The organism is Xanthomonas melonis, from assembly GCF_020783655.1.
Lineage (GTDB): Bacteria > Pseudomonadota > Gammaproteobacteria > Xanthomonadales > Xanthomonadaceae > Xanthomonas > Xanthomonas melonis.
In genome coordinates this window covers 48,974-64,079 of record NZ_JAJGQH010000021.1, presented here as the reverse complement: position 1 = coordinate 64,079, position 15,106 = coordinate 48,974, and the positions used below count along the sequence as shown (strand labels likewise).

General features: G+C 66.9%; 11 protein-coding genes. 4 read left to right on the top strand and 7 right to left on the bottom strand.

Going from position 1 to position 15,106, the window contains the following annotated elements; translation table 11 throughout:
• Positions 1-252: 252 nt before the first annotated feature.
• The 3 genes from LL964_RS18805 to LL964_RS18795 are packed head-to-tail and all read right to left on the bottom strand — an operon-like array spanning position 253 to position 3,437.
• Positions 253-2,001 carry a sensor domain-containing diguanylate cyclase gene (locus LL964_RS18805; RefSeq protein ID WP_104588229.1) on the bottom strand — a complete coding sequence of 583 codons (1,749 nt, stop codon included), beginning with the start codon at positions 1,999-2,001 and terminating at the stop codon, positions 253-255.
• Between the two features lie 49 nt (positions 2,002-2,050).
• Entirely contained in the window at positions 2,051-3,265 is a 1,215-nt protein-coding gene (locus LL964_RS18800) for a glycerate kinase (RefSeq protein ID WP_104588228.1), read from the bottom strand.
• A 13-nt stretch (positions 3,266-3,278) separates the two neighbouring features.
• On the bottom strand, positions 3,279-3,437 hold the full coding sequence (locus LL964_RS18795; RefSeq protein WP_146092405.1) for an MFS transporter: 159 nt from the start codon (positions 3,435-3,437) through the stop codon (positions 3,279-3,281).
• Between the two features lie 540 nt (positions 3,438-3,977).
• Between LL964_RS18795 and LL964_RS18790 the strand changes: the two genes are divergently transcribed.
• Positions 3,978-5,831: an Svx/AvrXca family virulence/avirulence protein gene (locus LL964_RS18790; RefSeq protein WP_104588226.1), complete on the top strand. Its 1,854-nt coding sequence runs from the start codon at positions 3,978-3,980 to the stop codon at positions 5,829-5,831.
• 232 nt (positions 5,832-6,063) lie between these two features.
• Here the strand turns inward: LL964_RS18790 and LL964_RS18785 are convergent, their stop codons facing one another.
• Both LL964_RS18785 and LL964_RS18780 read right to left on the bottom strand, forming a co-directional pair.
• Complete coding sequence (locus tag LL964_RS18785; protein ID WP_104588225.1) at positions 6,064-6,387, bottom strand: hypothetical protein; 324 nt, start codon at positions 6,385-6,387, stop codon at positions 6,064-6,066.
• A gap of 111 nt (positions 6,388-6,498) precedes the next feature.
• The gene (locus LL964_RS18780; protein WP_104588224.1) at positions 6,499-7,665 is read right to left on the bottom strand and encodes a class I SAM-dependent rRNA methyltransferase; all 1,167 of its coding nucleotides are present in this window, start codon (positions 7,663-7,665) and stop codon (positions 6,499-6,501) included.
• A 264-nt stretch (positions 7,666-7,929) separates the two neighbouring features.
• On the opposite strand from LL964_RS18780, the gene LL964_RS18775 reads away from it, so the two are divergent.
• Both LL964_RS18775 and LL964_RS18770 read left to right on the top strand, forming a co-directional pair.
• Entirely contained in the window at positions 7,930-8,886 is a 957-nt protein-coding gene (locus LL964_RS18775) for a TerC family protein (RefSeq protein ID WP_104588223.1), read from the top strand.
• 331 nt (positions 8,887-9,217) lie between these two features.
• Positions 9,218-10,003, top strand: a complete 786-nt coding sequence (locus LL964_RS18770; protein ID WP_104588222.1) for a rhomboid family intramembrane serine protease — start codon at positions 9,218-9,220, stop codon at positions 10,001-10,003.
• Positions 10,004-10,198: 195 nt separating this feature from the next.
• Here the strand turns inward: LL964_RS18770 and LL964_RS18765 are convergent, their stop codons facing one another.
• Entirely contained in the window at positions 10,199-11,299 is a 1,101-nt protein-coding gene (locus tag LL964_RS18765) for a glycerophosphodiester phosphodiesterase (protein ID WP_146092404.1), read from the bottom strand.
• Positions 11,300-11,526: 227 nt separating this feature from the next.
• Positions 11,527-13,842 (bottom strand): TonB-dependent receptor, encoded by a 2,316-nt coding sequence (locus tag LL964_RS18760; protein WP_104588220.1) that lies wholly within the window; start codon positions 13,840-13,842, stop codon positions 11,527-11,529.
• A gap of 196 nt (positions 13,843-14,038) precedes the next feature.
• Between LL964_RS18760 and LL964_RS18755 the strand changes: the two genes are divergently transcribed.
• A complete protein-coding gene (locus tag LL964_RS18755) occupies positions 14,039-14,896 on the top strand; it encodes an acid phosphatase (protein ID WP_104588219.1) in 858 nt (285 codons plus the stop codon).
• The last annotated feature ends 210 nt before the right edge of the window (positions 14,897-15,106 follow it).

Genomic DNA, 15,106 nt, shown 5'->3' with positions numbered 1-15,106 from the left:
GCGCGTGGATCAGCATGCCACGCGTGCGCCCGCAGCATGCGATGACATCCCGCCGGCGCATCGCCCACGGAAGGGCCTGGTCGTTGGGGGGGCCAGCGGTACTCGAAGACACTGGCGCCCGCGCTAGTCAGTGCCTGCCTTCGAAGGGTTGAGGTTGAGGCTGGTGCTGCCCTCGCCGTGTCCGGATGACCGGCGTCGCTGGCGCTTTCGCCCGCGCGCAGGGCCGGGGGATGCCCCGCGGGTTACCGAACGTCAGCGGTGGTCGTTGATGCCGGTACCGCGCCGCGCGCGCCGGATCGCGTACAGCGAATGGTCGGCCCGGTCGACCACCGCGGTCAGTGCCTCGCCCGGCTGGCGCAAGGCGGTGCCCAGGGTGAACAGGATCGGCGCCTCGTCGCTGGCCGCCATGTAGGTGGCTACCAGCTCCTCCAGCTGCGGCTCGCTGGCCTCATGCAGCAGCACCAGAAATTCGTCGCCGCCCAGCCGCACCAGATGGTCCTGGCGACGCAGCGGGTGGTTGAGGAACCAGGCCATCTGCACCAGCACTTCATCGCCACGCTGGTGGCCGTAGGTGTCGTTGACCAGTTTGAACTTGTCCAGATCCACCACCACGCAGCCCCAGCGCACGCTGGCATCGCGCTTGTCCAGGTCATCCAGGAAGCGGCGGTTGAAGCAATTGGTCAGCGGGTCGGTGAACGACCATTCCAGCAGCTGTTTCTCCTGCTGATGCTGGCTGGTGATGTCCTGAGCATGCGCCAGCACCATGGTGGCATCGGCCTCCACGTCCAGCACGTTGTGGTATTTCCAGTGGCGCAGGCTGCCATCGCGCGCGACCAGTTCGATCACGCCCGAATCCTGGCCATCGAGCACCATGCGCGAGAGGTAGCCGCGCAGGCCGTCATGCCGCTCCGGGCGAATCAGCTCGAACAGCGAGCTGCCCTCCATCTCCTCCACGCTGCGGCCCAGCGAGCGTGCCGCCGCCGGGTTCACGCTGACCAGCCGGCCATCCATGTCGTGCGTGCAGATCAGGCCCAGGCTGTACTGGAACATCTTGCGGAACTTGCGCTCGCTGGCGGCCAGCGCATCCACTGCACGGTGGCGGTCGGTGACGTCCTGAATCGCGCCGATCAGGCGCATGCGGCCATCCACATGTTCCACTGCGCCGGTGCTGTGCACCCACAGGTGGCGACCGGTGCTGCTGATCAACGGCAGTTCCAGGTCCCAGGGAATGCCTTCGTTGACGCAGGTGTCCACCGCCTCGGTGATCACCGCACGCGCTTCCAGCGGATAGAACGCGATGGCTTCGGCGAGGGTGGGCTGATAGCCCGGCGGCAGGTCGTGCATCCGGCAGGTTTCGTCCGACCAGGTCAGCGTGCCGGTGCCCACATCCACCTCCCAGCCGCCCACACCGGCCACCCGCCCGGTACGCTCCAGGAAGGCCTCGCTCTCGCGCAGCCGTTGTTGAAGCCGGGTATTGGTGTCGGCGCGCTCGAGCATCATCCGGCGCTGTTCCAGCCCTTGGGCGGCCAGCCTGGCCAGTTGCTGCAGGGCCTCCAGCTGGGCCGGCTGCAGCTGGCGTGGGCGCTGGTCGATCACGCACACCGTACCCATGCGCAGGCCGTCCGGCAGCACGATCGGTGCGCCGGCGTAGTAACGGATGCCGGGCGCGTCGGTGACCAGCGCGTTGTCATGGAAACGCGGATCGGCCGGCGCGTCGGGCACCTCCATCACCGCATCGTCCTGGATGGCATGGGCGCAGAAGGCCAGTTCGCGCGGGGTTTCGGACACGCCCGGCAAGCCGATGTTGGCCTTCCACCATTGCCGATGTTCGTCCACCAGCGACACCAGCGCGATGGGCGTGCCGGCAATGGCCTGCGCGGCGGCGGCCAGCGCATCGAAGAACGGTTCGGACTCGGTATCGAGCACCTGCAACAACGCCAGGCGGGCCAGGCGCTCGGCTTCGCCGGGGAGAACGGACGACGCGGCGTCGAGCGGGTTCAATGGAAAGCTGGCTCGGCGAAAGTCATCGGCGCAGTCTAGCCGAGCTGGCTCAGTCCGCCGCTATTGGCAGGCGCAGGCCGGCGTGGCCGCTTGCCTGGGTGCCCCCGGAAACGGATGAGGGCGCTACAAGCCGCATGCCCACCTGCAACGCGGAGGCCGCATTGCGGGCGGCGATGCGCACGTTGCCGGCCGCCTCGGCCAGGGCCTGCTCCAGCGTACAGGCGCCATGCACGGTGGCGAACATCGCATCGATGCCGTGCGCGTGCAGCCGCCCGGCGCCATCGCCCAGGCAACCGGCGATGGCGATCACCGGCCTGGCATGCCGCCGCGCGAGCTGTGCCACCCCCAACGGGGTCTTGCCGTGCAGGCTCTGGCTGTCCAGGCGGCCTTCGCCGGTGATCACCAGGTCGGCATTGGCGATGAGCGCCTCCAGCCCGAGCGCCTGCATCACGATCTCCACGCCGGGCCGCAACTGCGCACCCAGGAACGCCACCAGGCCAGCGCCCAGGCCACCGGCCGCGCCCCCGCCGGGCAGGTCGTGCAGGCGCAGACCGAGAGTGCGCTCCAGCAGATCGGCATAGTGCCGCAGGTTGGCATCGAGCTGCCGCATCATGGTCGGGGTGGCGCCTTTCTGCGGTCCGAACACCGCCGAGGCGCCGGCCGGGCCGATCAGCGGGTTGTCCACGTCGCAGGCCACCTCGAACTGGCAGTCCTGCAGGCGCACGTCCAGCCCATCGGCCTCGATCCGCGCCAGTGCCGCCAGACCGCCGCCACCCGGGCCGATCGGCTCGCCGCGCGCATCCAGCAGGCGCGCGCCCAGCGCCTGCGCCATGCCGGCACCGCCGTCGTTGGTGGCGCTGCCGCCGATGCCGATGATGAAACGCCGCGCACCGGCATCCAGCGCGGCCAGGATCAACGCGCCCACGCCGGCGGTGCTGGTGTGCAGCGGGTCGCGATCGGCCGGCGGCACCAGCGCCAGGCCACTGGCGGCGGCCATTTCGATCACCGCCGTCCGGCCGTCGCCGGTCAACCCGAAGAACGCCGGCACCGGCGTGCCCAGGGGTCCGCCGACGGTGCAGTCCAGCACCCGGCCACCGGTGGCCGTGACCAGCGCCTCAACCGTGCCCTCGCCGCCATCGGCGACCGGCACCTTGGTGTAGCGCCAGTCGGGGAACACCGCGCGGAAGCCCGCCTCGATCTGGGTGGCCACCTCCAGCGCAGACAGGCTTTCCTTGTAGGAATCGGGTGCGATGACGACGTTCAAGGCGGAACTCGCTTCAGTGCAGACCATGGGGAATCACCGGTTCGACGTCGACCCGGTCCAGGTGATCGAACAGGCAACACACGAACAGGAACGGGATCAGCCGCCACAGGATCCTGCGGTAGGTGGGGTCCAGGCTGTCGGGAGGCGGCAAAGGCCGGGTGGCTTGGGTCATCGCACGCTCCAGCAGTCGGTCGGCGCCGGACGCGAGGCGCCGCAGCGCCCGCACCGCAACGGGGATGGAGGCATTCTAGTTGGCGCTTTCCCCCGACATCTTCGGCAGAGCGTTGGCGATCGAAGGCCGACGGCCGCCACTTCTCGTGCAATGTCCCAACCGGATGGCGGTTCGGCCACTGGCATCGGACCGCGCCCAACGGACCGTCGCCCGTGCATCGCCGCCGCCGCGCCGGCGGCGTGATCTGCATAGGACCGGAGCGGTGGAGCTTGGACGGTGCGACTCGAGGTGGTGAGCGCCCGACACCTGCCGGCCTCGCGTGCCAGGCGCACAAGTTCCACCCGCGCCACATCGCGAGCGGCTAGTTCGTTGCAGTTCTGAAAAATACATATACAGATCAATTGCACCGCGTTCGCCGCTGCGCACACTTGCGCGGCCGCCGCATCCCGCGATCGGCGTTCCCCTCACGAGCTCAACAGCGTCGCGCGTTCGGCAGGCGTTGCAAGCCTGTGCACCTCACCTTTTCCGCGAGAACCACCCATGTCCACCCCATCGCGCGCGCTGCCCCGGCGCCTGTTGCGTCTTGCCCTGATCGCCGCCGGCCTGGGCGCCGCGTCCACCGCCAGCGCGGCCTGCACGGCAGGCAACTGGGTTGCCCGCAGCAACGAAGCCGGCATGCCACCGGTGCGCTACGAAACCGCGCACTTCGCCTTCCGCTGGAATGGCGACGGCGTGGCCAGCGCCGATGTGCGCGCTGCCGGCGAGCATCTGGAAATGGTCTGGGACACCTTCATCAACCGTCTGCAATTCCCTGAGCCCTCCTGCAACAGCGCCACCAAGTACAAGGCCAGCCTGCATCTGGATCCAGGCTTCGGCCTGAGTGGCGGCGTGACCGGCAGCGGCGGCATGGGCATGTGGATGGCACCGGGCGGCCTGCGCGACCACTGGGGGCTGGCGCACGAACTCACCCACGCCCTGCAGGGCCAGACCCAGGGCATGCTCGATTCCGAGTACAGCGGCTGGATCTGGGAATCGCACGCCAACTGGATGACCCACCAACTGCCGGAGTTCCATTCCAGCGATGTGCATTGCTCGAGCATGTTGGTGAATTACCCGCACCTGTATCTGGGTTCCACCCGCGATCGCTACTGCAACTGGCAGTTCATGGAATACCTGAAGAACCGTTTTGGCTACGCCATCATCAACGACCTGTGGGCCAAGGCGCCCAAGCCGGGCGAGGCCGGCCAGCGCACCGCCGATCCGTTCTCGGTGATCAAGACCAACATGGGCTGGAGCCAGTCGCAGATGAACGATGTGTTCGGCGACTGGGCCATGCGCAACGTCAACTGGGACTACACCAACCCCGACGGCAGCGACCAGGGCGCGCTGTACCGCGCGCGCTATGGCAGCAATCTGGCGTTCAATCCGCAGCGCCCGCAGGACTGGGACAACCGCGACCGCGCGCTGCGCATGACCGTGCTCGATCCGGTGGCCGGGCAGGCCAATCGCTACCGGGTGCCGTTCGAGTGGGCGCCGCAGCGCTGGGGCTACAACCTGGTGCAGCTGATTCCCGCCAGCGGCGCCAGCAGCCTCAAGGTCGCCTTCGAAGGCCAGGTACAGAGCGCGCCGGCCGTCACCACCCTGCCCGGCCTGGCCACCGACCCGCCGAGCATTCCGCTGCCGGATTCGGACTGGCGCTGGGGCGTGGTGACCATCGACAGTGCCGGCAAGGCGCGCTACAGCGCACTGCAGCGTGGCGCCAGGGCCACGCTCACCGTGGCGTTGAACAGCGGCGACCGCGCGGTGTACCTGATGGTGATGGGCGCGCCCGGCAGCATGCAGAAGATCAAGTGGGATCAGTCCTACTACGCCATCTACCGCTACCCATGGAGCGTCACGCTGACCAACGCCGCGCCAGCCGGCAGCCAGCCCAACGCGCCCACCCCGACCCCGGTGGGACGCCGCCACGCCAATGGCGGCGGCTGGGTCGCCAATACCGCCAATGTCGCCTCCACCGCCTATGTGGGCCCGTACGCACGCGTGTTGGCCGGCAATGTGCTGGGCAATGCCCGTATCGACGGGCATGCCACGGTGATGGGCGGCACCGTGCAGGGCAATGCGGTCCTGGGCGGGCTCACCGTCTGGCACCCCGGCGCCACTATCGGCGCCAGTGCGCAGGCCAACACCGTGTTCATGGGCCCGGGCGCCTTCGGCGCGGTCAACGTGGCCGGCACCACCCAGGTGCGCGGGGATCTGGAACTGCGCGAAGGCACCACGCCCAGCCAGGGGGTGTTCTACGGCTATGCCGACGGCGCAACCATGCGCAATCCCGAATTCGGTGCGGACCTGCGCCAGCCAGTGCCGGAGATCACTGCCCGCCCGGCCGGCTGGTGAGGGCGGCACGGCAGGCGGTCTTCGCCTGCCTGCCTACGTGCGCCCGAGCGCCAGGGATGGCCACGTCGGCGCAGGTATCGGAGCGGTTGCGCCAGCTACCTGGCGCAGGCTGCGGTCGCTGACCTCGGTGATGACGGACGCGTGGCGCGTCGGTGCAGGACCGGCAGCATGCGCGGCACCGCCTGGATCATCGCGGCGTATGCCGGCCGCACCGCGCATCGGGGGCGCAGCGTCAGCGCTCGCCCAGTTCGGCCAGCCGCGCGCGCACGCTGTCCACATCGATGTGTTCGCGCACATGCGGCCACTGCCGTGCCCACACCGCGCGGAACACCACCCAGGCACCGAACACGCCCAGGCAGGTCGAGCCCAGCGCCAGCAGCAGCGGATGCAGCGGCGAGCCGTCGCCGGTCTGGAACAGGTACATGAAAGCGCCGGAGAACAGCAGCCACACGCCGAACACCGGCCAGTTGCTGGCCAGCAGGCTGGCATGCGGCCGTTCGATCTCGCGCAGCAGCCGGCGCAGGGCCTTGCGTTCGTCTTCGTCGCTGGAGGTCATCGGCTGCCGGCTCCTGATGGATGTCTGCATTGATCCGTATTCGCCGGCGATGACGCTGCCAGGCGACATCGCGGCCTGCATACGGCAGACCGCGTCTGCTGCCTGGCGCAGCTACATCACGCGGCAGAACACCGCCTTCAGATAGCGCGATTCCTGCACGTGCGCCATGAACGGATGATCCGGGCCGGCGCCGGCCACCTTCAGGATCTGGATGGTGCGCCCGGAGAAGTACGAGGCGCGCCGCAGCATGTCCAGGAACTCCTGCTCGGCCACCAGCCCGGTGCACGAGAAGGTGGCGAACAGGCCGCCCGGCTTGACCACGCCCAGCGCCAGCTTGTTCATGTCCAGATACTTCTTCAGCGCTGGGATCACCTGATCGCGGTCGCGCGTCATCTTGGCCGGATCCAGGATCACCACGTCGTACTGCTCGCCGCGGTTGGCCGCATCGCGCAGCCACGGGAAGATGTCGGCCTGCACGAACTTCGGCCGCACGTTGTTGAGCTTGGCATTGCCCTTGGCGATGGCGATGACGTCTTCATCGATGTCCACGCCCAGCACCTCGGCCGCACCACGCGCGGCCGCATACACCGCAAAGCCGCCGGTGTTGCAGCACAGGTCCAGCACGCTCTTGCCTTCCACCTGCTGGCTCAGCCACTGGCGATTGTCGCGCTGATCGGCGAAGAAGCCGGTCTTGTGCGCACCGGCCGGGTCGGCGCGGAACCTGACGCCGTGCTCGGTGATCACCGCCGCTTCGGTGGTGGTATTGCCGTGGAAATCGAAGCTTTCCTGCTTCTGCACGTGTTCGTCGGCGAAGCTGTGGAAGCGGCAACCCGGGAACTGTTCGCGCAGCGCCTCGTAGATCCACTCGCGGTGGCGGAACATGCCGGCGGCGAAGAATTCCACCACCACCAGGTCGCCGTAGCGGTCCACCACCAGGCCCGACAGGCCGTCGCCTTCGCTATGCACCACGCGCCAGGCGTCGGACACGCCATCGAGCTTGAGCCAGTCGCGGCGCAGGCTCACCGCCGCGGCGATCTTGCGCGAGAACCAGCCCGCATCCACCGGCACCGAGGGGTCGGTTTCCAGGATGCGCACGGCAATGCGCGAATGGCCGTTGTAGAAGCCGCGGCCGACCCACTCCCCGTCCACGCCGACCACATCGACGATGGTGCCGGGTTTGGGCTTGGCGGCGGGCTTTTCCACCAGCTTCTGGAAGATCCACGGGTGGCTGGAGCGCCACGCATTCTTGAGACGGACGACGGGGGCAGGAATATTCATCCGCGCATTGTATCCGGCTGGATTGACGTGCCTGACGCCGGCCCGCAGAATCGGACCCCAGAAGGGGAGTAGCTCCCAGCGTTGTCGCCGTCATTACGAGCCCGCCATGTGCAGCGCTCCGGTGCAACGGCAACCGGCCCGCCCGGTTGCGAGCGAGACCTTCGCCGCGCAGGCGAAGGTCCGTCACCCGGAATCCACGATTTCCGTGTCACAAGACCTCAGCCCACGCGGCTGGTCCAGGTCGTTTCATTTTCGGGATTTCTCATGCAAACCATTGGCAATGTCTGGTTATGGGGTGGCTTCGCGGTCGTGGTGATCGCGGCGCTGCTGGTCGATCTGGTGCTGATGCGCCATGGCGGTGCGCACAAGGTGACCTTCAAGGAAGCCACCTGGTGGAGCATCGGCTGGGTGCTGCTGGCGCTGGCCTTCAACGCCGGCCTGTGGTGGTACCTGCAGGGCAGCATGGGCGATGTGGCGGCGGACCGGATCGGGCTGGAGTTCCTCACCGGCTACCTGGTGGAGAAATCGCTGGCGGTCGACAACATCTTCGTGTTCCTGATGGTGATGACCTACTTCGGCGTGCCCGAGGAACAGCGCCAACGCGTGTTGATCATCGGTGTGCTGGGCGCGATCGTGCTGCGCGCGATCATGATCTTCGCCGGCTCGATGCTGCTGGCCAAGTTCCACTGGCTGCTCTACGTGTTCGGCGCATTCCTGCTGCTCACCGGCATCAAGATGTGGTTCTCCGCCGGCAAGGAGCCGGACCTGGAGGCCAATCCCGTGCTGCGCTGGATGCGCGGGCACCTGCGTCTGAGCCCGCAGTACCACGGCAACCAGCTCAGCGTGATCAAGGACGGCAAGCGCTGGTTCACGCCGCTGTTCGTGGTGTTGATCCTGATCGCGGTGATCGACGTGATCTTCGCGGTGGACAGCATCCCGGCGATCTTCGCCATCACCACCGACCCGTTCATCGTGCTGACCTCGAACGTGTTCGCGGTGCTGGGCCTGCGCGCGATGTTCTTCCTGCTGGCCGGCATGGCCGACCGCTTCCACCTGCTGCCTTACGGGCTGGCAGTGATCCTGGTGTTCATCGGCATCAAGATGATGATCATCGATCTGTACAAGATCCCGGTACTGGTCTCGCTGGGCGTGGTGGTGGCGATCCTGATCGCGACCATCGTACTGAGCCTGCTGCGCCCGCCAAAGCCGGCCGGGCACTGAGGAGCCGGGATTGGGGAATCGGAAATCGTGGCGCAGCCTCCGCTGCTGGCAACCATGCACACCGACCATCTCGACTGGTCCTTGCCCGCCCACCGTCGCGGGACCTTACGCGGCATGGATGCTGCGTAAGAGCTTACAAGGACGTACTTGCAGCGTGTCCCGCGATGGTGGGCGGGCAAGAGCCCTGCTGCCAAGCCGCAGATCGTCCGTGATAACGCGCAGGCCGAGCCGCCACAGATCCGCGCCGGGGCTGGATTATCCCGTCGCCGGGTCTGCTTATCCCACGTTCGTTGGGCTTGTAAAAAACCTGCACGCCGCCATCCGTGAGTGCATGACAACGCATTCGCTCGCCCCCGATCCCGCCACCCAGAGCCGCCTGGACCGCTCGCGGGTGCTGCGTGCCTTCAACTTCAGCCTGGCGGCCGTGCTGCTGCTGGTGGCGGTGTTCACTGCCCAGGGAATGTTCGACTGGCGCGCCTGGGCGGTGGCGCCGCTGCAGGGCGACGGCCTGCTCGGCATCCTCACCGCACCGCTGCTGCATGGCTCGCTCGCGCACCTGGGCGCCAACGCGGCGGCGCTGCTGATCCTGGGCACACTGGCCGGCAGCGTGTATCCGCGTGCCACCGCCATGGCGCTGCCGTTGCTGTGGCTGGGCTCGGGGTTGGGCGCGTGGCTACTGGGCGAGCCCGGCAGCCGTCACCTGGGCGCCAGCGGGATCACCCACGGGCTGATGTTCCTGGTGTTCGTGCTGGGCCTGCTGCGCCGCGACCGCCCCGCGATCGCCACCAGCATGATCGCCTTCCTGTTCTACGGCGGCATGCTGATCACGATCCTGCCGCACGAGGCCGGTGTGTCCTGGCAATCGCATCTGGGCGGTGCGGTCGCCGGCCTGATCGCCGCGCTGCTGCTGCGCCTGCGCGATCCGCAACAGGCCAGGGCGCGCTACAGCTGGGAAGACGAAGACGAGGACGCCAGCTGGGAAGTGAGCCATCCCGACCACGCCATGCTGGAGCCGCCTCCGCCGCGGCAGGTGCCGGTGCTGTGGCAACGCCAGGACGATGGCTCGCAGAGCGTGGTACTGCATTTCCCCCCGCGCGAACGGCCGCCGGGTGCCTGAGCTTTTTCTCAGTCGATCGATCGTGTTGCCCTGCCCTGCGTAGATGCAGAGCCGATCCACGATACAAGCTCGAGGCTCAAGGAGCACATGGGCTTTTTGCATCTGCTCCGATGATCAGTCTGGAAGACATACCGCCGTTAGGCGGCCATGTCCAGAGACAAGGAGCGCGCCCGGGTGCGCTTCTACACGTGCTGCCTAACGCGATGCTGGTGCGCTCAATGCGCGCCGCGCCAGGCCGGGGTCGTCGGCGAACAACGCATCGATGCCGGTATCCAGATAACGTCGCAACTCCGCCAGCGCGCCGGCCTCGTTGCGTTCGGTTGGCGCACCGCCATCACGGTTATCGGCGGCCAGGAAGTAATTTTCCGGTCGAAAGGTGTACGGCTGCACCTGCAATCCAGCCGCATGCGCATCGCGCACCAGAGTGGTCGGTCGAGCCAGGCGCTGCTGCGCATCCAGCGGAATGATGCTGCGCGTGTCCGGCCCGATCGCGTCGGCGTAGCCGGCAATCTGCTTCAGCCCTTCCGGCGTGATCATCTGGCCATAGGTCTGCGGCGCGGCGCCCACACCTGCATCAGGCAAGGGTGTCTGCGCGCCACCCAGCAACTGCAGCAGACCGATGTTGCTGCTGCGCCCGATCTTGCTGCGCAGATAGCGCAGGTTGTTGGTCTCGAACGACTGGATGATCACCGGCGCGGTCCGGGTATAGGTATGCGCATGCACGGTGGCCAGCACCTTGTCTTCCATCGGCAGGCCGAGCGCCCTGAAATAGCTAGGATGCTTGATCTCCGGAATCAGACCGATACTGCGTCCGGTCGCTGCAGATTGCGCCGCGACAAAATCGATGATCTCGTCGAGGGTGACGATCTGGAAGTGCCCATCCCAGCGCGTACCGCGCAGTTGCGGCAGCCGCTCGCGCGCACGCAGGGTCTTCAACTCGGCCAGGCTGAAGTCTTCGGTAAACCAGCCTTCCATCGATTGGCCATCGATGCGCTTGCGGGTCTTGCGTGCGGCAAACTCCGGGTGATTCGCCACATCCGTGGTGCCGCCGATTTCGTTCTCGTGGCGCGCGATCAGCACGCCGTCCTTGGTCGACACCAGATCCGGCTCGACGAAATCGGCGCCATCGACAATGGCCTTGGCGTACGCCGCCAGCGTGTGTTCCGGGCGCAATGCGCTGGCGCCACGGTGCGCAAAGATCTGCACCGTCTTCGCCAGCGGTGCTTCGGCCACCACCGGGCCGCTCATGCCAACCATGATCGCGCCCACCAGCCAAAGACAATCGAATCGCATCATGCATGTCTCCACGAAAGCAGGTACCAGATCAACGGGTGATCGCAAGCCATGCCTTGCCGATGAGCGGTGCCGAATGACGACTGTACACTCCGCACCGCTCATCATCTGCACCGCCCGACACTCACGTGTGAGGTCTTATCACCCGCTGTGAAAATCGTCTACGTCGAAAGACGGTCCGAGATTCGCGCAACCGCGGCACCCGCTTTTGCGAATCCCGAATCCCATCCTCAGAACCTTGCATCCAGCGTCAAGAACACCTGCCGCGGCGCACTGGCGTGGAAGGCCAGCTGACGCCCATTGGGGTCGCTGTTGGCAAAGGCGGTGAGGTTGGAGGCGTAACGCTTGTCGGTCAGATTGGTGACGTTGAGCGAAAGCTTGAGCGCCTGCAACACGCCGACCTGCCCGAACGCGTAGCCGGCGCCGGCATCGAACGCGGTGTAGCCTCCGAAGCCCTGATCGTTGGTATAGGTGTAGAAGCGCTCACCGGTGTACTTGCCGCGCAGGTTGAGATTCCACGGCCCGTAATTGAAGGCCAGCTCGCTGGCGAACATGCGCTTGGGCGTGTCCACCGTGTATTTGCCGGCTGTGGGAATCACCACGCCGTTCTGCACGTAGTTGTCGTCGTAGGTGGAGCGGTTGATCGACGCCGAGTTGTACCACTGCAGATGGCTGGTCGGTTTCCAGATCACCGTCAGTTCGCCGCCACGGCTGCTGACCGAGCCTACGTTGAAGAAGCGCGTGGTGCAGGCCGGGCTGGTTCCTTGCTGGATGCTGGGACAGGGATTGAGCGACAGCAGGCGGTTGTCGAAGGTGACGTCGTAGCCGACCAGCGAGGCTTCGAAACGGTCACCCACGAAGCGGTAACCGGCTTCCAGGGTGCGCGATTTCTCCGGCTCCAGCGCGCCTACGCTGGCATTGAACGAGGCCTGGGTCACCAGCAACGGTCCGCCGGCGCCACCACCCTGGAACGCGGCGATGTTCTCGGCGTAGGAAGCGAACACCTCCTGGCCATCGGCGATCTTGAAGCCCAACCCGACCTGCGGCAGCACCGACTCGCTGGCCTTGAGCGAGCCTGTCGCCACCGGCGCTTCCACCGCAAGCCCCGGCGTGGCGCGCGCGGTCATCTCGGTGCTCGGGCTCTTGATGCCCAGGTCCAGGCTCAGGCGCTCGTCGAGGAATCTGAAGTTGCCCTGCGCGTAGACCTGGCGCGTGGTGATGATGTAGTTCTGCGAGAACAAACGTCGGTTGGGATTCTGAAGGAACTTGTCATCGCTCACCGGACCATCGATCCAGTAGAAATTGCGCTCCACATCGTGGTGGTTGCGCTCGTACCACAGCCCGGCTTCCAGATGGTGCGGGCCCAACTCCCAGCCCAGCGAGGCGATGCCGCCGGTGCGGTTGATCCAGTAATTGGTACTGCGGATGGAGATCGGCAACGCCTGCGGCGTACCCGGATTGGACGCCTGGCCCGGCGACCACCAATGGCCCTGGCCCTTGTTCTCGTGGTGATAGACCTGCGTGTGCAGGCTGATCGCATCGTTGGGCTGGAAGTCGCCGGCCACGTAGAACAGATCATCGTCGCGCAGGGCGCGGCTCTGGTAGTACGCATCGTCGATATTGTCCACACCGCCGCTGAAGCTGCAGCGAGACGGGTTGCGCGTGGCCGGTGCGCAGTACGCCGCCGCCAGGGCGCGGTTCCAGTCGGGCGCGTAGAGATTCCAGTCCCATCCCAGGCCGCGCGCCATGCCGCTCTTGGACAGGTACGCATAGTCCGCCTGCGAGGTGCGCGAGGTATCGGCGAAGGCGGTCAGCTTGCCGCCGTCGAACTGGTACACACCCTTGGCGTTGAACTGGCGCGTGTTGGTCGGCGATTCCGGGCGCGCCCACATGTCGGCCTCTGCATTGATGCCGGACAGATATGCCGAGAACCCGTTGTAATCGCCGGTGTCTACGCGCAGGAAGGTGCGGCGGTTGGCATCCGAACCCACGGTCTGCGCCACCTGCGCGCCGAACACGCTGGACGGATCGGCCGAGTAGTACTGGATGGTGCCGCCCAGGTTGCTGGTGGACGCGGTACCGAGCGCACCGATACCCGAGGCCAGCTCCACACCACCGAAGTTCTCTGCAATCAGCGCGCGGCTGATGTTGAGGCCGTTGTAGTTGCCATAGGCGTTGTCGCCTAACGGCAGGCCGTCCAGGGTGTAGCCCAGGCGCGTGCCGTTGAAGCCGCGCAGGCTGATCGTCTGCGACTCTTCGTTGGCGCCGAAGGCATCGTTGGATTGCACGTTCACGCCCGGCATGCGGTTGAGCAGCTTCTGGATGCTGGTGCCCGGCGGCAACACCGGGATGTCCTGCGCGGTGATGCGCTGCACCTGCCGCGTCTCGCCCTGCCCGATCACCGACACCGCATCGAGCTGCTGCACGGTTCCCGTGGCAGCGGAGGCATCGGCCGCGACATCGGCAGATGGACCGGCGGCCCTGACGACCGGCGACAACAGGAGCGCGGTGAGCACGGCGGCACTGAGTAGATGGGTCTTGGGCATGGGTGACGTGGGGGAGGAGTCAAAAGATGGCGGCAAGCGTGCGACAGCTGTCTTGCGTCGATACGACGGCCAGATGACAGTGCCGCGACACGCGATGCGCCTGCCGCGCCGCCGCTGCGTTGCGCTGGCATGCAGGTGTCATCTGTCCGTCGTAATCTGCGCGCTCTTCTGGTCGTGCTCTGTCGAGGATTTGCCCATGTCCCACCGTATCGCTCGCCACCGGCAACCGACGCTGGCAGGCGTCGCCATCGCCGCGTTGGTGCTGGGCAGCGGCTTGGCAGCTGCGCGGCAACCGGCAGCGCCGGCAGGCACGGTGCTTGCCACCGATGCCCGCGGCTATCTGGACAGGGAACAGATCCCCGACAGCCTGCAGCTGGTTCCGCCACCACCAGCGGACGACAGTGCCGCGCTCGCCAACGACGAGTCCATCGCCAAGGCCATGCTCGCCCTGCGCGACACACCGCGCTGGAAGCTGGCCACACAGGATGCGGTGCTGCGCTTTCCTGCTGCCGCCGGCGCCTTCAGCTGCGCGCTCGGCGTGCAGATCGACCAGGCCGGCACACCGCACCTGCTGCGCCTGCTCGAACGCAGCATGCGCGATGCCAGTACCAGCACCAGCGCCGCCAAGGCACGCTACCAACGCCCGCGCCCGTTCATGCGCAACGCACAACCGATGTGCACGCCCGCCGACGAACCCGGGCTGCGCAAGAACGGCTCCTACCCGTCCGGTCACACCGCCATCGGCTGGACGTGGGGTCTGATTCTCGCCGAGATCGCCCCCGCCCGGCGCGATGCGCTGCTGGCACGCGGCCGCGCCTTCGGCGACAGCCGCCTGGTGTGCAACGTGCACTGGCAGAGCGATGTCCTCCAGGGCCGCATCATGGGCGCCGCCACCGTCGCCGCCTTGCATGGCAATACCGAGTTTCAGAAGGATCTGGCTGCAGCACGCGGCGAGATCGACAAGGCGCGTGCGACGCGGGCCGGGTCACCGGCATCCCAGGCCTGTGATGCCGAAAACGCTGCCCTGCAGACCGTGTTGCCTGGTGTGATGTAAGCGGCAGCACACCCTCGACGCACTGAGCCGTTGCTTGCACGCGCAGTGACAACGACCTGACGGACACGCCTTCGACGCTGCAGGTGTGGGCCGAGCGCGCTGCCTCGGCCCACACCATTCGTTGCTGGGGGCGTCCACACCGCTCTGCCGTGCCCCTTGGCAATCAGCCAGCGCGGCGTCATGCCTGATCGCACTTGACTGCCGTTGTCA